This window comes from Bacillus sp. V3-13 (assembly GCF_002860165.1).
Lineage (GTDB): Bacteria > Bacillota > Bacilli > Bacillales > Cytobacillaceae > Bacillus_BJ.
In genome coordinates, this window is record NZ_PGUZ01000023.1 from 40,925 (window position 1) to 62,195 (window position 21,271).

Sequence of the window (21,271 nt, forward strand, 5' to 3'; positions counted from 1 at the left end):
TTTGATTATATACTACTATTAGTACCTAGTCTTAATATCTCGGACGGTGTAAAAAAGATGAAAAGAAGTAAACGAGAACGGCAGCAACTTCTGGTCGAAACGATCAAGGACAACCCGTTTATTACAGATGAAGATCTCGCAGAGCAATTTTCTGTAAGCGTCCAAACGATCCGCCTGGACCGGTTGGAGTTGTCAATACCGGAATTAAGGGAGCGGATTAAAAGCGTTGCCGAGAAAACATTTGAGGATGAAGTAAAAGCGTTGCCGATTGAAGAGGTAATTGGGGAAATCATTGATATAGAGCTGGACAGCAGTGCGATTTCGATATTCGATGTGAAGTCAGAACATGTTTTTGTACGAAATCAAATTGCGAGAGGACACCATTTATTTGCCCAGGCCAACTCGCTGGCCGTCGCGGTCATCAATGATGAACTGGCGCTGACAGCGAAAGCGGATATCCAGTTTACGAGACCCGTAAAAGTAAAGGAACGCGTGATCGCGAAAGCGCGGGTCACGAATATTGATCGTGAAAACGCAAGAACGCTCGTCGAAGTGAACAGTTACGTTAATAATGAGCTCGTCTTTCAAGGCGAGTTTGAAATGTACCGTTCGAAAAAATAACACAAGGAATGAGCAAGATGAAAATAGCGATAGATGCAATGGGCGGCGACCATGCCCCAAAGGAAATCGTCCTTGGTGCGATCAAGGCCATTGAGGCATACCGGGATATACATATAACACTTGTCGGCGATGAAGCGAAAATCAATCATTATTTGACAAGCAATGAACGAATTAAGATTATTCATACAGATGAAGTTATTCTCGGCACAGATGAACCGGTCAAGGCTGTGCGCCGCAAAAAAAATGCCTCGATGGTTCTGGCTGCACAGCAGGTTGCTGACGGCGCTGCTGACGGCTGTATTTCAGCCGGAAACACCGGGGCACTGATGGCAGCCGGATTGTTTGTCGTTGGCCGCATCGACGGCATTGAACGGCCGGCATTGTCCCCTACACTTCCGACGATCGGCGGTGAAGGCTTTTTACTGCTCGATGTCGGAGCCAATGTCGATGCGAAGCCGGAACACTTGCTGCAATATGCAATCATTGGTTCAGTGTACTCGGAAAAGGTTAGGGGCGTCAAAAACCCGAGAATTGGCCTTCTAAATATCGGGACGGAAGAAAAGAAAGGAAATGAACTGGCGAAAAAGGCCTTTGACATGATCAGCGCTGCTGATCTGAATTTTATCGGGAATGTAGAAGCACGCGATCTGCTGGATGGCGTCGCAGATGTCGTTGTAACGGATGGCTTTACAGGAAATATGGTTTTAAAAACGATTGAAGGAACCGCATCGACGGTCTTTAAAATGATGAAAGCGGCACTCACGGGCAGCTTGAAAAGCAAATTGGCGGCGGCAGTCCTGAAGCCGGATCTTGTACAATTAAAGAATAAAATGGACTATTCCGAGTATGGCGGGGCAGGTTTGTTCGGCTTAAAAGCTCCCGTTATAAAAGCGCACGGTTCTTCTGATGCGAACGCTGTTTTTCACGCGATTCGCCAGACCCGCGAAATGATTGCCAAAGATGTATCCGGGACAATTAAAAACGCCATTAGAGAGTAAAACGGTTTAATAAAAATCATCACAATTAACATAAAGATTTGAAAGGAGCATCATAAGTGGGAAAAATTGCTTTCTTATTTCCTGGCCAGGGTTCGCAAATTGTCGGCATGGGTAAATCGCTGGCGGATGCGAGCGCAGCTGTCCAAAGTATCTTTGACCGGGCAGACGGGGCTTTAGATTCTAAACTATCAAAATTAATATTCGAAGGCCCGCAGGAAGAGTTGACGTTAACGTATAATGCCCAGCCAGCCCTGTTAACCGCAAGCATCGCGGTGCTCGAATATTTCAAGCAGTTCGGCATTGCCGCGGATTATGTCGCCGGCCATAGCCTTGGAGAATATACGGCGCTTGTCGCAGCAGGAGCGTTCAGCTTTGAAGAGGCGGTATATGCTGTCCGCAAAAGAGGCGAATTCATGGAAGCGGCCGTTCCAAATGGAGAAGGATCAATGGCAGCGATTCTCGGCCTTGAAAGGGAACCGTTGGCGGCTGTAACAGACCGGATTTCCGCTGCGGGACATCCGGTTCAGCTTGCGAACCTCAATTGCCCGGGACAGATTGTCATTTCCGGTTCGAAGACAGGTGTTGAGCTGGCATCGGAAGCAGCGCGGGAGGCAGGCGCAAAACGGGCGATTCAGCTGGAAGTGAGCGGCCCGTTCCACTCTGTTTTAATGAAACCTGCGGCGGAGCAGCTAAAAGCCGTGCTGGATCAAATGAGTGTAAATGATCCAAACGTACCGGTTATCGCCAATGTGACGGCTGAACCGATCGTATCATCCGGGCAAATAAAGGATAAACTTGTTGAACAATTATATTCACCGGTACTATGGGAAGATTCAATTAAAAAAATGGTTGAGCTTGGCGTTGATACTTTTATCGAAGTCGGCCCTGGCCGGGTATTATCAGGGCTCGTAAAAAAGATCGACCGAAGCGCACAAATATTTTCTGTAGCTGATGAACAATCGTGTAAAGCTGCAGCGGAAGCCTTAAAGGAGGAAATCCGATGAAACTGGAAGGAAAAGCGGCGCTTGTCACCGGCGCATCAAGAGGAATCGGCCGGGAAATTGCTCTGGAATTAGCAAGGCAGGGAGCTTCGGTTGCTGTCAACTATTCCGGAAGTGAAGCCAGGGCAAACGAAGTTGTTGATGAAATTCGTGCGCTTGGCCGGGAAGCATTTGCTGTCCAGGCCGATGTCGCCAACGCCGATTCGGTGGCGGGCATGGTCAAGGAAACGATTGAAAAGTTTGGAAAACTCGATATTCTCGTCAATAACGCCGGCATTACGAGAGACAATCTATTAATGAGAATGAAGGAAGAAGAATGGGATGACGTCATCAACACGAATTTGAAAGGCGTTTTTCTCTGCACAAAAGCGGTGACGCGGCAGATGATGAAGCAGCGCAGCGGCCGGATCATTAACATCTCCTCGATTGTCGGCGTAAGCGGAAATGCCGGACAGGCCAACTATGTTGCCGCGAAATCCGGGGTCATCGGCCTCACCAAAACGACGGCCAAGGAGCTTGCTTCAAGAGGGATTCTCGTCAATGCCGTGGCACCAGGTTTTATCTCGACCGATATGACAGATAAACTGCCGGAAGAGGTAAAAGCGGAGATGTTAAAACAAATTCCGCTTGCACGCCTCGGAGAACCGGGTGATATTGCCCGTGTTGCCGCCTTCCTCGCTTCCGATGACTGCGGCTATATGACAGGGCAAACACTGCACGTTGACGGCGGAATGGTCATGTAATGGCAGCCCGTGTGCCTCGTATTAAAAATTCATGACAAGCCTTTATTAACATTTCAAAATACACTATAATGTCCCCGAGGGGAGGTGAATAAGCATGGCAGATGTACTAGAACGTGTAACCAAAATCATCGTTGACCGTTTGGGAGTAGATGAAAACCAAGTTACGCTTGAAGCTTCCTTCAAGGATGATTTAGGCGCTGATTCCCTTGATGTTGTTGAACTTGTAATGGAACTGGAAGACGAGTTTGATATGGAAATTTCTGACGATGATGCTGAAAAAATTGCAACAGTCGGCGACGCTGTTAATTACATAAAAAACAGTCAGTAATCGCTACGTCTAATTGAAAGCTCCGTTTTTACGGAGCTTTCTTCAATAGGAAAAACCGGCCCGGCACGGAAATTTAAAATCTTCGGGAAGAATTCCCTTTCCTGCGTTTTTTTTGTAAACTTGAACTAATGTAAATTACGAGCAAGGTGGAATTTTTATGCGCAATAACGGAAGAGAAAAAGAAAAAAAAGCACTTCGCGCAAAGGAAAAGCAATTTAAAGATTTCCAGAACAAAATTGGCATTCAATTTAAAGATGAAAAGCTGCTCAGACAGGCATTTACCCATTCATCATATGTGAATGAGCATCGCAGGCGGCCTTATGAAGACAATGAAAGGCTGGAGTTTTTAGGAGATGCGGTACTCGAGTTGACAGTGTCCAAATACCTTTTTAAGAAATACCCGATGATGAGTGAAGGCGAATTGACAAAGCTTCGCGCCGCTGTAGTTTGTGAACCGTCACTGGTCTCGTTCGCCAATGAGCTTTCCTTCGGTGAACTCATTTTGCTCGGCAAGGGTGAAGAGATGACGGGCGGAAGAGCAAGGCCGGCACTGCTTGCTGATGTATTTGAAGCGTTTATAGGCGCATTGTATTTGGATCAGGATATTGAAACGGTCACCGGATTTTTGGATAAGGTCATTTTTCCAAAAATAAGTGCAGGTGCTTTTTCTCATGTGATGGATTATAAAAGCCAGTTGCAGGAACTGGTCCAGCGGGATGGCGCCGGGACGGTGGAATATAAAATTTTGCAGGAAAAAGGGCCCGCGCATAATCGGGAATTTGTGTCGAGAGTGTCCCTGAACGGCATTGAACTGGGAACCGGAAACGGCCGGTCCAAAAAGGAAGCCGAGCAGCATGCTGCACAAATGGCTCTTGAAAAATTAAAAGCCCATCTTCAGCGGGACGCACATGAAATGGACAAAGACTAGCATGATAAGGGGGACATAAAGTGTATTTAAAGCGACTCGATGTTGTTGGTTTTAAATCGTTCGCTGAACGGATCAGCGTTGACTTCGTTCCGGGTGTAACCGCCGTTGTCGGTCCGAACGGCAGCGGCAAAAGCAATATTACCGATTCCATTCGCTGGGTGCTTGGTGAACAGTCAGCAAAGTCCCTCCGCGGCGCAAAAATGGAGGATATTATCTTTGCCGGAAGTGATTCAAGAAAGGCGCTGAATTTTGCCGAAGTCACGTTAACACTCGATAACGAGGATCAAGCTTTACCGATTGATTATAATGAGGTAAGTGTCACAAGGCGGGTGTTCCGGTCGGGAGAAAGTGAATTCCTGATTAATAAGCAGCCATGCCGGTTGAAGGATATTGTCGACCTGTTTATGGATTCCGGGCTTGGAAGAGAAGCTTTCTCGATCATCAGCCAGGGAAAAGTAGAAGAAATTTTGAACAGCAAGGCTGAAGAACGAAGAACGATCTTTGAAGAAGCTGCCGGCGTCCTAAAATATAAATCAAGAAAGAAAAAAGCTGAGGCCAAGCTGTCTGAAACACGGGAAAACCTGAATCGTGTCAACGACATTTTGCATGAGCTTGAAGGCCAGGTAGAACCGCTTAAAATCCAGGCTTCCATTGCGAAAGATTATATGGAGAAAAAAGAAGAGCTCGAAAAAATCGAAGTTGCCCTGACTGTGCATGAAATAGAGGATCTTCACCAGAAATGGGAGCAGCTCTCGAAGCAGCTCGAACAACATCAAAAAGATGAAGGAAAACTATCAGCAGAGCTGCAATTGAAAGAAGCAAAAATCGAAGAATCGCGTGACCGGATTGCAGCGCTCGATGAGTCAATCAATGATTTGCAAAATGTGCTCCTGCATGCAAGTGAAGAGCTTGAGAAATTGGAAGGCCGCAAAGAGGTTTTAAAGGAAAGAAAGAAAAATGCCTCACAAAATAAAGAGCAGATTGAACAAAACCTCCAGGACTTGTCAAAAAAAATAGCCGTTCTCATCGAGGAAAAAGCCGTCCATGAAAACGAAGCTGTTAAACTTGAAAAAGAAGCGGCCCGTCTGGAGGAACAGCTCAATGAAAAACAGCAGCATATAAGCCTGTTCAGCGAAAATATTGAAGAAAAGATAGAATCGTTGAAAAGTGATTACATTGAGAGGCTGAATGAACAGGCAAGCGCGAAAAATGAAATCAGCTATATTGACCAGCAGCTCGAGCAGCACCAGGCGAGAAGTTCAAAGCTTGATGGGGAGAATGGAAAGTTTTTGGCGGACCGTCAGGCAATTGAAGAAAAAAAGGCCGAGATTGAAGCGAAGCTGCTTGCAGCTAAATTGCAGCTTGAACAACAAGTCCGCACTTTTATGGAAGACCAGAAAAAACTTGAAGCCTTAAAAGCCAATTATCAGAAAAAGGAAAAACAGCTTTATCAAGCCTATCAATTTTTACAGCAGGCGAAATCGCGCAAAGAAATGCTTGAGGAAATGGAAGATGACTATTCAGGCTTTTTCCAGGGAGTAAAAGAAATATTAAAAGCCCGCAATTCAAAGCTTCAGGGCATCGAAGGGGCCGTTGCCGAGCTGATCCAGGTTCCAAAGGAATTCCAGGTGGCGGTTGAAACTGCGCTTGGCGGGGCGATGCAGCATATTGTTGTTGATAACGAACAGAACGCAAGAGCTGCTATCCAATACTTAAAGCAGAATGCATTTGGGCGGGCAACCTTTCTCCCGCTAACTGTGATGAAGGGGAAATCATTGGCGCCGGCACAGCTGCAGACAGTCCAACAGCATTCCTCCTTTATCGGCACCGCCGAGAGCCTCATCGGCTTTGAGGAGAAATTTTCGGCCGCTATTTCAAATTTGCTCGGCAATACGGTTGTTGCGAAAGATTTAAAAGGAGCAAACGAAATGGCGAGACTCCTGCAATACCGCTGCAGGCTCGTTACGCTTGAAGGGGATATTGTGAACCCGGGAGGCTCGATGACAGGGGGAGCTGTGAAGCAAAAAACGTCTTCGCTGTTAAGCCGAAAAGGCGAACTCGAAAAGCTTAAAGAAAAACTGGCTGACATGGAGAGTAAAACAGCCAGGCTTGAAGACGAAGTGAAGAAGCTGAAGGCAGCTGTACAGGAGAAGGAAGCTGGTCTCGAACAGTCGAGAAAAACCGGAGAAGAACTGCGCATGAAAGAGCAATCATTAAAGGGCAGTCTCCGCGAAGTCGAACTGGAAGAAAAAAATATTAATGAACGGTTGGCCCTTTACGATATGGATATGCTCCAGTTTGCCGATGAGCAGGCCAGGCTTGCCGCCAGGAAAGATGAGCTTAACGCCTTGCTTGACTCTTCAGGCGAGCGGATTTCAGCACTTGATCAAGAAATCGCGCAGCTGACAGAGCAGAAAACGACTGCCATGACCTCAAAGGAGGCGCTTTCCGGAGAAATAAGTGAACTGAAGGTTGCGCTTGCTGCCAAGAAGGAACAGCTGCACTCAAGGCTGGAGCAGCTTGAACGGTTGACGGCCGAACTGCATGAGCATGAGCAGCGGCAAACGGTCTATCAGGAGGATTTACAATTGCTTTCCTCGGAGATGACCGACAATCATTCCGGAGAGCAGCAGCTGGAAGATGCGGCAAAACGAAAGCTTCATGATAAAAATGAAACGATCAGACTGATTTCATCGAGACGGGATGAACGTTTAAAAATGCATCAGGATCTCGATGATGCGGAACGGGAAGTAAAGGAGTTAAAGCGCCAGCATAAAGGGCTTATCACCGTTCTTAAAGATGAGGAAGTAAAACTCAATCGCCTTGATGTGGAGCTTGAAAACAGGCTCCAGGTTCTCCGTGAAGAGTATTTGCTATCGTTTGAAGGTGCAAAGGAACAGTACTCCCTGTCCATTCCGCCTGAAGAAGCCCGGAAAAAAGTAAAGCTCATCAAGCTTGCGATTGAAGAACTGGGCACCGTTAATCTCGGCGCGATCGAAGAGTATGAACGGGTTTCAGAACGATATGAGTTCCTGCTTGAACAAAAGGATGATCTTCAGGAAGCAAAGGATACACTGTTCCAGGTCATTAATGAGATGGACGATGAAATGAAGAAACGCTTTGAGCAGACCTTTTACGGAATCCGTTCCCATTTTGAGGGCGTTTTCCAGGCCTTATTCGGCGGTGGACGAGCTGATCTTCGCCTCACCGATCCAGATGACTTGCTGAACACCGGCGTTGAAATCGTGGCACAGCCTCCAGGGAAAAAACTGCAAAATCTCGGGCTTTTATCCGGCGGCGAGCGCGCCTTGACTGCGATTGCCCTGTTGTTCTCGATTTTAAAGGTACGTCCTGTTCCTTTCTGTATTTTGGATGAAGTTGAAGCAGCCCTTGATGAGGCCAACGTCTTCAGGTTCAGCCAGTACTTAAAACGATACAGCTCGGAAACCCAGTTTATCGTCATTACCCACAGAAAAGGTACGATGGAAGAGGCCGATGTCCTTTATGGCGTAACCATGCAGGAATCAGGAGTATCAAAACTTGTTTCCGTGCGCCTTGAGGAGTCTAAACAATTAATACAATCGTAAAGGAGTAGGCTGATGAGCTTCTTTAAAAAACTAAAGGAATCGATCACGAAGCAAACTGACAGTGTAACGGGAAAATTCAAGGAAGGGCTCAGCAAAACACGCGATAATTTCGCCGGGAAGGTGAATGATCTCGTCGCCCGCTACCGTAAAGTCGATGAGGACTTTTTTGAAGAGCTGGAGGAAATATTGATCCAGGCCGATGTTGGCTTTGAAACGGTGATGGAGCTGATTGATGAACTGAAAACGGAAGTGAAGCGCCGCAATATCCAGGATCCCCGTGAAGTTCAAGCCGTCATTTCCGAAAAGCTTGTTGATATTTATGAGGGCGGTGATTCCGGCTCCGCACATCTAAACATTCAGGACGATCAATTGACTGTCATTTTGTTTGTCGGTGTTAACGGTGTCGGGAAAACGACAACAATCGGCAAATTGGCCCATAAATTCAAAAGTGAAGGCAAAAATGTCGTCCTCGCTGCCGGGGATACATTCCGGGCCGGGGCAATCGAACAGCTGGAAGTGTGGGGAGAGCGGGTTGGAGTCGATGTTATTAAGCAAGCGGCCGGCTCCGACCCCGCGGCGGTCATGTATGATGCCATCCATGCTGCCAGTGGACGCAAGGCTGATATTCTTCTTTGCGATACCGCCGGCAGGCTCCAGAATAAAGTGAATTTAATGAACGAGCTTGAAAAAGTAAAGCGTGTCATTGAAAGGGAAGTTCCCGGAGCGCCCCATGAGGTTCTGCTCGTTCTTGATGCGACAACCGGGCAAAACGCGTTAGTCCAGGCCAAGACGTTTAAAGAAGCGACAAATGTAAGCGGGATTGTCCTGACGAAACTTGATGGAACAGCGAAGGGCGGAATTGTGCTGGCGATCCGAAATGAATTGCATATCCCGGTCAAATTTGTCGGGCTTGGCGAGAAAATGGATGACCTGCAGGAATTCGATGCCGAGAAATACGTGTATGGTCTTTTTGCCGATCTTGTCGATGAAGAAGTAATCGGATAAGCTTAAACCCGGATGGACCAGCTCCACCCGGTTTTTTTCTACAGACCGCAGACCCGGCTGTAAAGATGTTTTCTTGACATAGAGGGTATGACTGTGTAAAATATCTATGTAAAGGCTTTTCACTTAACAAGGGGGGATGAGTGATGCTGGACAAAACAACGCGAATGAACTATTTGTACGATTTTTATCAGTCGTTGTTAACCCCGAAGCAGAGCAGCTATATGTCCCTTTATTATCTGGACGACTATTCCCTCGGAGAGATTGCCGAAGAGTATGATGTCAGCCGCCAGGCCGTATACGACAACATCAAACGCACGGAAGCAATGCTTGAAGAATATGAGGAAAAGCTGTTATTATTTCAAAAATTTCAAGAGCGAAGCAAGCTCATTTCCAAAATAAAAGAAATGATCATTTCGGGTGAACCGGAGGATCACCTTTTACAAGCTGTTGCAGAGCTTGAGAAATTAGATTAGGAGGCGGCAAACAATGGCATTTGAAGGATTGGCCGACCGACTGCAGAGTACGATGCAAAAAATCCGCGGCAAGGGAAAAGTTTCGGAAGCGGATGTAAAGGAAATGATGCGTGAAGTTCGTCTCGCCCTGCTCGAAGCGGACGTTAACTTTAAGGTAGTCAAAGATTTTATCAAAAAAGTCAGCGAGCGTGCGGTTGGCCAGGAAGTGCTGAAAAGCCTGACTCCCGGCCAGCAGGTTATCAAGATCGTGAAAGAAGAACTGACTGCCTTAATGGGCGGCGAAGAAAGCAAAATCGCCGCATCCAACCGCCCGCCGACTGTCATTATGATGGTTGGCCTGCAAGGTGCCGGGAAAACGACGACTTCAGGCAAACTGGCAAATCTGCTGCGGAAAAAGTACAACAGAAAGCCTTTGCTCGTTGCGGCTGATGTGTACCGTCCGGCAGCCATCAAACAGCTGCAAACGCTTGGGAAGCAATTGAATATGCCGGTCTTTTCGCTTGGTGACGAGGTCAGCCCTGTCGAAATCGCCAGACAAGCGATTGCCGAAGCAAAAGAACAGCATCATGATTATGTTTTGATTGATACAGCAGGCCGTTTGCATGTTGATGAAACGCTAATGGACGAGCTGAAGCAAATCAAAGAGCTTTCAAAGCCGGATGAGATTTTTCTTGTTGTCGATGCAATGACGGGGCAGGATGCGGTCAATGTCGCGCAGAGCTTTAACGAGCAGCTCGGATTAACCGGAGTTGTCCTGACCAAGCTGGATGGCGATACCCGCGGCGGAGCAGCACTGTCGATCCGGTCCGTAACCGGGACACCGATTAAATTCGTCGGTCTTGGTGAAAAGCTTGATGCGCTTGAGACGTTCCATCCAGAGCGCATGGCATCAAGAATTCTCGGAATGGGAGACATGCTTACTTTAATCGAGAAAGCTCAGGCAAATGTCGATGAAGAAAAGGCGAAAGAGCTTCAAGAAAAAATGCGCACCGCCTCTTTTACTCTCGATGACTTCCTTGAACAGCTTGGCCAGGTCCGCAACATGGGCCCGCTTGATGAGCTGTTGAAAATGATGCCTGGGGCAAACAAGATTAAAGGCTTAAACAACCTGCAAATTGATGAAAAGCAGATCACCCATGTCGAAGCGATTATTAAGTCGATGACAAAGAATGAAAAACTCCACCCTGAAATTATCAACGCCGGACGGCGAAAGCGGATTGCCAAAGGAAGCGGGACATCGATTCAGGAAGTCAACCGGCTGCTGAAGCAATTCGAAGAAATGAAGAAAATGATGAAACAAATGACAGGCATGCAGCAAAAAGGCAGGAAAAAAGGCGGTTTTAAGCTTCCGTTTAAGCCTTTTTAATACTTTTTATCAGCCTGACAAGAAAAAACACTTTACAACCAATATACTATTTGTTATTATTCTATCTTGTGTAAAACTATTTGGAGGTGCTTAATTAAAATGGCAGTAAAAATTCGTTTAAAACGTATGGGAGCTAAAAAATCTCCTTTCTATCGTATTGTTGTAGCTGATTCCCGTTCTCCGCGTGACGGCCGTTTCATCGAAACAGTCGGAACTTACAATCCGGTTGCACAACCGGCTCAGGTTGAAATCAACGAAGAGTTGGCGCTTAAATGGATGCAAACAGGTGCAAAGCCATCTGACACTGTTCGCAACCTTTTCTCCAAGCAAGGCATCATGGAAAAATTCCATAACGCGAAACACAGCAAGTAATAGCGGATGCGATGAAAGAATTAATCGAAGCAATTGTTAAGCCCCTGGTTGATTTTCCGGAAGATGTTCAAGTGAATGTTCATGAAGAAGGTCAACGCGTGACCTATCAGCTTTCTGTCAACAAGAGTGACATGGGTAAAGTAATTGGAAAGCAGGGGCGCGTTGCAAAGGCAATTCGAACCGTTGTCTATGCAGCAGGATCAACACAACAGAAGAAAATTTTCTTAGAAATCAGTGAATAAACCAGCCAGCCGGGGCGCAATGTTCTCCTCAAAATCTGATCAACTGTCAAGCGATGCGAACACAAAGATCCGTATAACCTCGAGGAGGCATGCCCATAGCTGAACTGGCCATCAGAGAAAAGGAGGGGAAACCCTTCTTTTTTTATACGTATAAGATTTGAATCTGGTTGGCGTCCGCAGTTTAGTTTCAGGATGGAAATAGCATAGATGGACAAAAAGTGATCGGAGGTCCACTGCATGAAAATACTCCAAACTGTTGTGGTCAAGCAAGTTTTAACCGATAAAAGCAAAACGGTTCTTTTTGAGAAATACCAGGCAAGCAAAAACCAGTTCCAAAAGGAGTGCGACCAGCTGCGCTTTGAATTAAAAAAGCTGGAACGGTCTAAAAAGTTTCAAACAGACAGCCTGAATAAGCATTTTGAACGGGAAATCCAGCTGCGCCAGGAAAAAATAAAGCTCCTTGATTTCCAAATGGAACAATTACATATGCTACCTTTAGGCTGTGAACTAAAGGAAAAGGAAGTACAGGCAATTGTTGAGATCCATGAAGGAGACAGCTGGGAGGACATCCTTCATGGAAAGACGATTTTGGTTAAGGATGGAATCGTAGAAGAAATACGCGAAAGGTGATGGCGATGGAAAAGTGGTTTAACGTCGGAAAAATTGTGAACACGCATGGAATTAAAGGTGAAGTTCGTGTAATCTCAAGAACAGATTTTCCGGAAAAGCGTTATAAACCGGGAAATCGGCTTTACTTGTTTTTGGGGGATGACAAAGAACCGGTTGAATTGACGGTGGCCAGCCATCGTACCCATAAAAACTTTGATCTGTTAACCTTTGAAGGTTATGAAAATATAAGTGAAGCAGAAAAAATGAAGGGCGGCCTTTTAAAAATTTCCGAAAGCCAGCTCGGCTCACTTGATGAAGGAGAATTTTTCTTCCATGAAATCATCGGCTGTGAAGTACTGACAACGGCTGGTGAAAAAATCGGCATCGTCAAGGAAATTTTAACTCCCGGAGCCAATGATGTTTGGGTTGTCAAAGGCAAAGATGGAAAGGACATCCTCATTCCATATATTGATGATATCGTCAAAGAAGTAGATATAAACGAAAAAACGATTGTAATCGAGCCAATGGACGGATTGCTGCCATGATGAAAATCGACGTTCTATCGTTGTTTCCGGAAATGTTCAGCGGTGTTTTTGGACATTCAATCTTGAAAAAAGCACAAGAAAAAAACGCAGTTTCCTTCAACGTTGTCAATTTCCGGGAGTATGCTGACAACAAGCATAAAACCGTTGATGATTATCCGTACGGGGGCGGAGCGGGAATGGTGTTAAAGCCTCAGCCGATTTTCGATGCCATTACAGCGTTAACGGAACAGGCGGGGGCAGCGAAGCCGAGAATCATTCTGCTTTGTCCCCAGGGGGAACGCTTTTCGCAGCGGAAAGCGGAGGAGCTATCAAAGGAAGAGCATCTTATCTTTATTTGCGGCCACTATGAAGGCTATGATGAAAGAATTCGCGAGCATTTGGTCACCGATGAGATTTCGATCGGTGATTACGTGCTGACAGGAGGGGAACTTGGTGCGATGGTTGTAATTGATAGCGTTGTCCGCCTCTTGCCCGATGTCCTTGGCAGCGCAGAATCGCATCAGCACGATTCATTCAGCACGGGTTTCCTGGAACATCCGCACTATACGAGACCAGCTGAATTTCGCGGCTTAAAGGTTCCCGATGTTCTGCTCTCCGGGGATCATAAGCGAATTGAGGAGTGGAGAACGAAGGAATCGTTGCGGAGAACTTATTTGCGCCGGTCAGACTTGTTGGAAAAAGCAGAACTCTCCGATGAGCAGAAAAAATTGCTTGCCGAAATTGTAGAAGAGCGGGAATAGCTATTGCGATAGCACTCTATTTATGTTATGATATTTTTTGTGACTTGGGCATGAATTCATGTTTACGGTCTGGATAACGGTGTTCCGCTGCAGCAGAAAAAGTCGTGCAAGAGCATCTGTGGGAGGAGTTGAAAACGATGCAACAATTAATCGAAGAAATCACAAAAGCTCAGCTTCGTTCTGATCTGCCAGCGTTCCGTCCCGGCGATACTGTACGTGTGCACGTTAAAGTTATCGAGGGAACCCGCGAACGTATTCAGATTTTCGAAGGTGTTGTGATTAAGCGTCGTGGTGGTGGAATCAGCGAAACATTTACAGTACGTAAAGTTTCTTACGGTGTAGGTGTAGAGCGTACATTCCCTGTCCATACACCAAAAATTGCGAAGCTTGAAGTTATTCGCCGCGGTAAAGTACGCCGTGCTAAACTTTACTACTTGCGCAACCTGCGTGGTAAAAAAGCTCGTATTAAAGAAATCCGATAATAGTATGATGAAAGGAGCTTGGTTGAACAAGCTCCTTTTTCATAGGCTTTAGCTCCATGTCAAATGGCAATGATATAAATCATGATAAAAATGTATTGATTCGTGTTTATTTGCAGCATCTTTTGTAAAATAAAGCTATGCAGTTATATTTTAAGGTGCAGGAATGGTGGGGAACTAATGACAAAGCAAAAAAACGAATTTTGGGAATGGACAAAGGCACTGTTTATTGCAGTTGCACTTGCCGCCGTCATCCGGTATTTCTTTTTTGCCCCGATTGTAGTTGACGGCTTATCGATGATGCCGACACTGCATGATCAGGACAGAATGATTGTCAACAAATTCAGCTATAAGTGGGGAGAGCCTGAACGGTTCGATATTATTGTTTTTCATGCTCCGGAAAATAAAGATTACATAAAAAGAGTAATAGGGCTGCCCGGTGATCGGGTAGAATATAGGGACGATACTCTCTATATAAACGGCGAACCGTATGAGGAGCCTTATTTGGATACTTATAAGCAGCAGGTCATTGACGGCCCGTTGACTGATCCATTTACACTTGAAGAAAAAATCGGCCAGGAAACGGTTCCCGAAGGGCATTTATTTGTAATGGGCGATAATCGCCGATTCAGTAAAGACAGCCGCCATATCGGAACAGTGCCGATGGAAAAAGTGCTCGGCAACACAAATGTCGTCTATTGGCCGATAGAAGACGTACGTATCGTGAAATAGATTGCAGGGAGGTGTGGCTGCTTTGACGATCCAATGGTTTCCAGGCCATATGGCCAAGGCTCGCAGGGAAGTCACAGAAAAGCTCAAGCTGATTGACATTGTTTATGAACTGGTGGATGCACGTATCCCGTCTTCCTCCCGGAATCCAATGATTGATGAAATTATTCAGCATAAACCGAGGCTTGTTCTTTTAAATAAAGCGGATATGGCTGATCCTTCTGTCACAAAGGACTGGATTCAATTTTTTGGAGAACAGGGAGTAACAGCGCTTGCGATCAACTCCCAGGCGGGGACAGGCATGAAAGAGATTGTGTCTGCATCGAAAGAGGCGCTCAATGAAAAGTTTGAACGGATGAGAGCGAAAGGCGTTAAAAAACCAAGAGCGATTCGGGCGATGATTGTCGGGATTCCCAATGTCGGGAAATCAACGCTTATTAATCGGCTTGCGAAAAAAAATATCGCCAGAACCGGCAATACACCGGGCGTAACAAAAGCGCAGCAATGGATTAAGGTCGGTAAAGAACTGGAGCTGCTCGATACTCCGGGGATTCTCTGGCCCAAATTTGAGGATCAGGAAACAGGCCTGAAGCTCGCGGTAACCGGTGCGATTAAGGATACAATCCTCAATATGCACGATATCGCGATCTATGCTTTACGCTTTTTAGAAAATTCCTATCCGGCCCGATTGAAGGACCGGTTTCAGCTTGAAACCATCCCTGAGGATACCGTCGAGCTGCTGAGTGAAATCGGCAGGTTCAGAGGCTGTTTAACGGCTGGCGGAGAAGTTGACTATGACAAGGTTTCCGAGCTCATAATCAGGGAAATCAGGACAGAACGGCTCGGTCCGCTGACGTTTGAAAGACCTGGAGAATTGCTCTGACAAAACAGTTGAAAATGGTCAAGACCAGGGCTCCTGAAAAGGGGCCTTTGTTTGATATAATGAGGATTCGATCCCTTCGATATAATCGTTTAGCGGGAAAATTTAGCCGCACCTGGTTCTTTCCTGAAAAACACCTTGATTATGACCAAAAAAATCCGATACATAAAGTAACACGATTGAAGGAGTCGTTTATGAAGAACCTTACGATAGCTGAGATCGAGAAGAAGCTGTTTCACCTGAAGAAACCGCCAGGATCTTTCATCAATCACCTTAAAGAGGATGATCGTGCCGGTGTCCAGACATTATTGGCAAAATGGCTGCGGCTTGAAGAGCAAAAAAAATTGGCCCGAAAAAAATTCGCCTTGATGAGTCAACATGAAAAAAGAATACATAGCGAAGGTTTTCAATTGATTGCCGGGATTGACGAGGTCGGAAGAGGTCCGCTTGCCGGCCCTGTTGTTGCAGCAGCGGTCATATTGCCGGACGATTTTTATTTGCCCGGCATCGATGATTCGAAAAAGCTGACAGAGCAAAAACGAGAGGAATATGATCAATATATCCGCTCGCATGCACTGAATATCGGGATAGGAAGAATTGAAGCGGAGGAAATCGACCGGATCAACATATACGAAGCGACGAAAAAAGCGATGCTGTCCGCAATCGCGCAATTGAATCCGAAGCCGGATTATTTGCTGATTGATGCGGTCAAGCTTGAAACTCCGTATCCCTATGACGCGATTATAAAAGGCGATGGCAGCAGTATTTCAATCGCAGCCGCCTCGATCGTTGCGAAGGTGTACAGGGACAGGCTGATGAAAGAGGCGGGCAAACAATATCCCCACTACCATTTTTCGAAAAACATGGGATATGGCACGAAGGAACATCTCGAAGCGATCCAGACATACGGAATTTCTCCATACCACAGAAAAAGCTTTGCACCAGTAAGGGACAGGGAATAAAAAGGAAAGGGGTGACGGCATGGGGCCGGCAAATATAATTCAGTCGTTGTTGAGGCAGGAAACACTATCCACACATAAATCGACAAGCTTTAAACCCGGACAAATCTTCCAGGGGAAGGTGATAAAACTTTTTCCAAACCAGACGGCCGAAGTCCTGATCGGCACACAAAAAGTGATTGCCCAGCTCGAAGCCCCGTTATCCGCCAATGAACGCTATTGGTTTCAGGTCCAGCCCGGTGAAGGGAAAGTACATTTAAGAGTTTTGTTGCCCGGACCGGATTCCGGGGGACGGACTCCCGCAACGCTGGAAGGAATCTTAAGCAGTCTGTCTCTTCCGGCGACAAAAGAAAACATCGAGATCGTCCGCTTCTTTTTGAGGGAGCAGCTGCCGATCACCAAAGAAGCCCTAAACAACGCCAGCCAATGGATCAAAGACTCGAAAAACTTTCATGACGGGCTTGAGGCGCTCAAACAAATGATCGTCAAGGAGCTCCCTTTTGTAAGAGGGGTTTTTACTGCCCTGACCTCCATTCAAAAACATGAACCGCTGCATACAAGCTTGAACAGGCTGGCAGCCGCATTGGAAAATACAGAGCCTACTCAAGCCAGCCAACAGCTGAAGGCCATCCTTGCGCAACTCGTGACGAACGTAAAAGAAAAAACAGCAGCAGCCGGGCTCGAGCTGGTCGGCAAAGAGTGGCTGCACGCAAAGAATGATAGCCCGCCAGCGTTCAAAATTTTGCAGGCGGTTGGTATCTTTCCAGCCGAAGCAACCGAGCAGGAAGTGATCGAAACGGGGCTTGCCGCTTTTGCAAACAAGGCTGCTCCGGCGGGCCAAAGCGCATTCCTGCAAAGAACGATTGCAGTCGTCAGCGATCTTTACCGGAATCTGCTGGCCAATGATCAGCAAGGGATCAAGGAAGCTGTTGCACAGCTGGAAAAACTGGCTGCCAGCGTCAAGAAGCCGCTTGATACGAGTTCCCAGCCTGTCAGGCTGCAGAATCTTGTATACGGGCATCTTTCACCGGGACAGCAAAACTTGAAAAATCATGCAAGTTTAATAAGGAATATTCTCGATGCCTTTATCCAGACCACTGAACAGCCAGGCGCCGTGAAAGCAGCAGATATTTTAGCCGTATTCTCCGGCGCGAAAAACATGCGAACAGGTGGGCAGCAGCTTGCCGGGCTGCTCGGCACTGACATAAATAAACTGTCATTACCTTTTTCATTACAAGAAAAGAACTTAATCGAGCAAATAACAGCCGCGATCGTCCGCAATTCTCCAAACTGGGAAGAGGGAGATAAAATTGCCCGCCAGCTAAAGGACCTGATTCGGACGATTGGCTTTGGCCACGAATATGAACTGACAGAATGGCTGAAAAACCCACATCCGCATGGCCGCGAAAAAATAGAATCATTAAAGCCGCTGCTTCTCCAGTTTTTAAATGAACATCCGCCCGCACCCGTTAAGGAGGCCGCTGAACATGTATTGAACCGGATCACCGGCTTGCAGGTGCTGGCGCAGGAAGCCGGTCCCCTCCAGCAATTTGTCGTTCAGGTGCCGGTTTCTTTTTGGGACAGAACGGCGGATTTAACAATGCAATGGAGTGGCAGAAATAATGAGGACGGGTCGATTGACCCGAATTTTTGCAGAGTGTTATTTTACTTGCAGCTGGAAAATTTGGACGAAACGATCGTCGATATGCAAGTTCAAAACCGTGTCTTAAATCTTACAATCATAAACGGCACATCTGACATAAAAGAGCTCACGCAGCCGTTCATCAAGCCATTGAAAACAAAGCTTCAGGAGCTTGACTACCAGCTGTCATCGATTCAATTCGAACAGCCGGGCAAAAAAGACGGGCCCCAATTTATGAGAAAATCCGGCCCTGTTTTTGATCCGCAGCAATATAAAGGGGTCGATGTGAGAATATGAAAAAAAACGGAAAATATGTGAGAACAACCGCGGTTGCGCTTGGTTACGATCAAAGCAGGCACGACGCGCCAAAGGTATTGGCAAAAGGAAAAGGAAAAGTTGCTGAGAATATTCTTGAAAAGGCAAAGGAAAATAATGTGCCGGTCCAGGAAGATCCAAGCCTTGTTGAGCTTTTAAGCGAGCTTGATATTAATGAGCGGATTCCCGAAGAGCTTTACGGAGCTGTCGCCGAAGTATTTGCCTTCATATACCGGACCGACCGTGCCGCGGGAAATAAGTAACTCGAACCGAGAAATGGTTCGAGTTTTTTGTCTTTCACATAAGATTATATTAGAAGAATTTCTTTTTAAAAGAATAGTAGATTGCCCGCTGATAAAGGTTTATATTTTCCGAATTTTAAAAAGACAGATAATATTTTTGCCATAATGCTAGACAAGGTATGTGTCATCTAATAAAATGAAAGCGCAGTCTATTTTTTGAGAGTTTCATATTGAAGCAGGGCGTCTTGACCAGCGCAGCTGCCAGATCAAAGGAGGATGGGAAATGAATATACATGAGTACCAGGGTAAGCAAGTCCTCAGAAAATACGGGGTATCGGTTCCGAATGGAAAGGTTGCTTTCACAGTAGAAGAAGCGGTAAAAGCTGCAGAAGAGCTTGGCACTGCTGTCTGCGTTGTTAAAGCGCAAATTCATGCAGGCGGGCGCGGAAAGGCCGGCGGTGTGAAAGTAGCGAAGAGCCTGGAGGAAGTCCGTACATATGCAAACGAAATTTTGGGGAAAACGCTGGTGACACACCAGACAGGTCCCGGGGGGAAAGAAGTTAAACGTCTGCTGATAGAAGAAGGCTGCGATATTAAGAAGGAATACTATATTGGTCTAGTATTGGACAGTGCTACTTCAAGAGTCGTATTAATGGCATCTGAAGAAGGCGGCACTGAAATCGAAGAAGTGGCAGAGAAAACTCCCGAGAAAATTTTCAAAGAGGAAATCGACCCTGTTGTCGGGTTAACCGCATTCCAGGCACGCCGCATTGCCTTTAATATTAACATTCCCAACGAGCTTGTCGGCCAGGCCGTTAAATTTATGATGGGCCTCTACAAAGCTTTTGTCGAAAAGGATTGCTCAATTGCTGAAATAAATCCGCTTGTTGTAACAGGTGACGGCAAAGTATTGGCGCTCGATGCAAAATTAAACTTTGATGCAAATGCCTTGTACCGCCAAAAAGATATTTTGGAATACCGCGATCTCGACGAAGAAGATCCAAAAGAAATCGAAGCCTCCAAATATGACCTTAGCTATATTTCCCTTGATGGAAATATCGGCTGCATGGTCAACGGGGCAGGATTGGCAATGGCAACGATGGATATTGTCAAGCATTATGGCGGAGATCCGGCCAACTTCCTCGATGTTGGGGGCGGTGCGACAGCCGAAAAGGTAACCGAAGCTTTTAAAATTATCCTTTCTGATCCAAACGTAAAAGGTATTTTCGTCAATATTTTCGGCGGAATCATGAAATGTGACATTATTGCGTCAGGCGTAGTTGAAGCTGCAAAGCAAGTAGGCTTGGAAGTTCCTCTCGTAGTCCGGTTGGAAGGAACAAACGTTGATTTGGGCAAGCAGATTCTTAATGAATCCGGCTTGAATATCATTGCAGCGGAATCGATGGCTGACGGCGCACAAAAAATCGTTTCATTAGTATAACGGGAAGAAAGGAGAATGAAAGTTGAGCGTATTCATAAATAAAGATACTAAAGTAATTGTCCAGGGAATCACTGGTTCAACAGCCCTTTTTCATACAAAACAAATGCTCGAATATGGCACCAATATCGTCGGCGGTGTTACTCCCGGAAAAGGTGGCAGCGAAGTTGAGGGTGTTCCGGTTTACAATACAGTTGATGAAGCCGTTAAAGCAACCGGTGCAAATGCTTCAGTTATTTATGTACCAGCCCCGTTTGCAGCGGACGCCATTTTAGAAGCGGTGGATGCAGAGCTCGATTTAGTTATTTGTATTACCGAGCATATTCCTGTCCTTGATATGGTCAAAGTCAAAAGGTATATGGAAGGCAGGAAAACCCGGCTTGTCGGGCCGAACTGTCCCGGAGTCATTACTCCGGATGAGTGCAAAATCGGGATCATGCCCGGCTATATTCATACAAAAGGCCATGTCGGCGTTGTTTCCCGTTCAGGAACTTTAAACTATGAAGCTGTTCATCAGCTGTCCCAGGCAGGCATCGGACAATCGACTGCTGTCGGGATTGGCGGAGACCCTGTTAACGGCACGAACTTTATTGATGTGTTAAAGGCGTTCAATGAAGACCCGGAAACATATGCGGTGATTATGATCGGTGAAATCGGCGGAACAGCCGAGGAAGAAGCGGCACAATGGGCAAAAGCCAATATGACAAAGCCTGTCGTCGGCTTTATTGGCGGCCGTACAGCACCTCCGGGCAAACGGATGGGCCATGCGGGTGCGATTATTTCCGGCGGAAAAGGTACCGCTGATGAGAAAATCCGTGTCATGAACGAATGTGGAATCCAAGTCGCAGAGACTCCGTCAGTCATGGGTGAAACTTTGATCAAGGTTCTAAAGGAAAAAGGCCTTTATGACCAATGCAAAACCCATTAAGTCTTCACTCGAGCGCAGTAAAAAGCATCCGGGCTTGCAGCGGAGATACCATGGCTGATTGCTAAAATTTAGGTTTATTAATCTTTCAAGTCCCTCTTTTT

The 21,271-nt window shown here is 46.3% G+C and carries 23 protein-coding genes; all 23 read left to right on the forward strand.

What is annotated here, in order from left to right; all coding sequences use genetic code 11:
- Positions 1-57 precede the first annotated feature (57 nt).
- The 23 genes from fapR to sucD all read left to right on the forward strand — a co-directional run bounded on the left by fapR (position 58) and on the right by sucD (position 21,170).
- A complete protein-coding gene (gene fapR / locus CU633_RS09320) occupies positions 58-621 on the forward strand; it encodes a transcription factor FapR (protein ID WP_101659726.1) in 564 nt (187 codons plus the stop codon).
- A gap of 17 nt (positions 622-638) precedes the next feature.
- The gene (plsX, locus tag CU633_RS09325) at positions 639-1,619 is read left to right on the forward strand and encodes a phosphate acyltransferase PlsX (RefSeq protein ID WP_101659727.1); all 981 of its coding nucleotides are present in this window, start codon (positions 639-641) and stop codon (positions 1,617-1,619) included.
- Positions 1,620-1,675: 56 nt separating this feature from the next.
- Complete coding sequence (gene fabD, locus CU633_RS09330) at positions 1,676-2,623, forward strand: ACP S-malonyltransferase (protein ID WP_101659728.1); 948 nt, start codon at positions 1,676-1,678, stop codon at positions 2,621-2,623.
- Positions 2,620-3,363 carry a 3-oxoacyl-[acyl-carrier-protein] reductase gene (gene fabG / locus CU633_RS09335; RefSeq protein WP_101659729.1) on the forward strand — a complete coding sequence of 248 codons (744 nt, stop codon included), beginning with the start codon at positions 2,620-2,622 and terminating at the stop codon, positions 3,361-3,363. Before fabD ends, fabG begins: the two co-directional genes overlap by 4 nt.
- Positions 3,364-3,457: 94 nt before the next feature.
- Positions 3,458-3,691 (forward strand): acyl carrier protein, encoded by a 234-nt coding sequence (locus CU633_RS09340; protein WP_101659730.1) that lies wholly within the window; start codon positions 3,458-3,460, stop codon positions 3,689-3,691.
- A gap of 157 nt (positions 3,692-3,848) precedes the next feature.
- A complete protein-coding gene (rnc, locus tag CU633_RS09345; RefSeq protein ID WP_101659731.1) occupies positions 3,849-4,619 on the forward strand; it encodes a ribonuclease III in 771 nt (256 codons plus the stop codon).
- A 20-nt stretch (positions 4,620-4,639) separates the two neighbouring features.
- The gene (gene smc, locus CU633_RS09350) at positions 4,640-8,206 is read left to right on the forward strand and encodes a chromosome segregation protein SMC (RefSeq protein ID WP_101659732.1); all 3,567 of its coding nucleotides are present in this window, start codon (positions 4,640-4,642) and stop codon (positions 8,204-8,206) included.
- A 12-nt stretch (positions 8,207-8,218) separates the two neighbouring features.
- A complete protein-coding gene (gene ftsY / locus CU633_RS09355; protein WP_101659733.1) occupies positions 8,219-9,211 on the forward strand; it encodes a signal recognition particle-docking protein FtsY in 993 nt (330 codons plus the stop codon).
- A gap of 143 nt (positions 9,212-9,354) precedes the next feature.
- A complete protein-coding gene (locus tag CU633_RS09360) occupies positions 9,355-9,684 on the forward strand; it encodes a putative DNA-binding protein (RefSeq protein WP_101659734.1) in 330 nt (109 codons plus the stop codon).
- Positions 9,685-9,697: 13 nt separating this feature from the next.
- On the forward strand, positions 9,698-11,050 hold the full coding sequence (gene ffh / locus CU633_RS09365) for a signal recognition particle protein (RefSeq protein WP_101659735.1): 1,353 nt from the start codon (positions 9,698-9,700) through the stop codon (positions 11,048-11,050).
- A 99-nt stretch (positions 11,051-11,149) separates the two neighbouring features.
- Complete coding sequence (gene rpsP, locus CU633_RS09370) at positions 11,150-11,422, forward strand: 30S ribosomal protein S16 (RefSeq protein ID WP_101659736.1); 273 nt, start codon at positions 11,150-11,152, stop codon at positions 11,420-11,422.
- A gap of 11 nt (positions 11,423-11,433) precedes the next feature.
- Positions 11,434-11,664: a KH domain-containing protein gene (locus tag CU633_RS09375; protein WP_101659738.1), complete on the forward strand. Its 231-nt coding sequence runs from the start codon at positions 11,434-11,436 to the stop codon at positions 11,662-11,664.
- A 237-nt stretch (positions 11,665-11,901) separates the two neighbouring features.
- Positions 11,902-12,294 carry a YlqD family protein gene (locus tag CU633_RS09380; RefSeq protein ID WP_101659739.1) on the forward strand — a complete coding sequence of 131 codons (393 nt, stop codon included), beginning with the start codon at positions 11,902-11,904 and terminating at the stop codon, positions 12,292-12,294.
- 5 nt (positions 12,295-12,299) lie between these two features.
- Entirely contained in the window at positions 12,300-12,818 is a 519-nt protein-coding gene (rimM, locus tag CU633_RS09385) for a ribosome maturation factor RimM (RefSeq protein ID WP_101659933.1), read from the forward strand.
- The gene (gene trmD, locus CU633_RS09390; protein WP_142383407.1) at positions 12,818-13,558 is read left to right on the forward strand and encodes a tRNA (guanosine(37)-N1)-methyltransferase TrmD; all 741 of its coding nucleotides are present in this window, start codon (positions 12,818-12,820) and stop codon (positions 13,556-13,558) included. The genes rimM and trmD overlap by 1 nt, the downstream gene beginning before the upstream one ends.
- 137 nt (positions 13,559-13,695) lie before the next feature.
- Positions 13,696-14,040 (forward strand): 50S ribosomal protein L19, encoded by a 345-nt coding sequence (rplS, locus tag CU633_RS09395; RefSeq protein ID WP_101659744.1) that lies wholly within the window; start codon positions 13,696-13,698, stop codon positions 14,038-14,040.
- 177 nt (positions 14,041-14,217) lie between these two features.
- On the forward strand, positions 14,218-14,769 hold the full coding sequence (lepB, locus tag CU633_RS09400) for a signal peptidase I (protein ID WP_101659746.1): 552 nt from the start codon (positions 14,218-14,220) through the stop codon (positions 14,767-14,769).
- A gap of 22 nt (positions 14,770-14,791) precedes the next feature.
- The gene (gene ylqF / locus CU633_RS09405; RefSeq protein ID WP_101659748.1) at positions 14,792-15,649 is read left to right on the forward strand and encodes a ribosome biogenesis GTPase YlqF; all 858 of its coding nucleotides are present in this window, start codon (positions 14,792-14,794) and stop codon (positions 15,647-15,649) included.
- Between the two features lie 191 nt (positions 15,650-15,840).
- On the forward strand, positions 15,841-16,608 hold the full coding sequence (locus CU633_RS09410) for a ribonuclease HII (RefSeq protein ID WP_101659750.1): 768 nt from the start codon (positions 15,841-15,843) through the stop codon (positions 16,606-16,608).
- Between the two features lie 19 nt (positions 16,609-16,627).
- Positions 16,628-18,544 carry a hypothetical protein gene (locus CU633_RS09415; protein ID WP_101659752.1) on the forward strand — a complete coding sequence of 639 codons (1,917 nt, stop codon included), beginning with the start codon at positions 16,628-16,630 and terminating at the stop codon, positions 18,542-18,544.
- Positions 18,541-18,825 (forward strand): EscU/YscU/HrcU family type III secretion system export apparatus switch protein, encoded by a 285-nt coding sequence (locus tag CU633_RS09420; protein WP_101659754.1) that lies wholly within the window; start codon positions 18,541-18,543, stop codon positions 18,823-18,825. Before CU633_RS09415 ends, CU633_RS09420 begins: the two co-directional genes overlap by 4 nt.
- Before the next feature lie 262 nt (positions 18,826-19,087).
- Positions 19,088-20,245: an ADP-forming succinate--CoA ligase subunit beta gene (sucC, locus tag CU633_RS09425; RefSeq protein WP_101659756.1), complete on the forward strand. Its 1,158-nt coding sequence runs from the start codon at positions 19,088-19,090 to the stop codon at positions 20,243-20,245.
- A 22-nt stretch (positions 20,246-20,267) separates the two neighbouring features.
- Complete coding sequence (gene sucD, locus CU633_RS09430) at positions 20,268-21,170, forward strand: succinate--CoA ligase subunit alpha (protein WP_101659758.1); 903 nt, start codon at positions 20,268-20,270, stop codon at positions 21,168-21,170.
- The last annotated feature ends 101 nt before the right edge of the window (positions 21,171-21,271 follow it).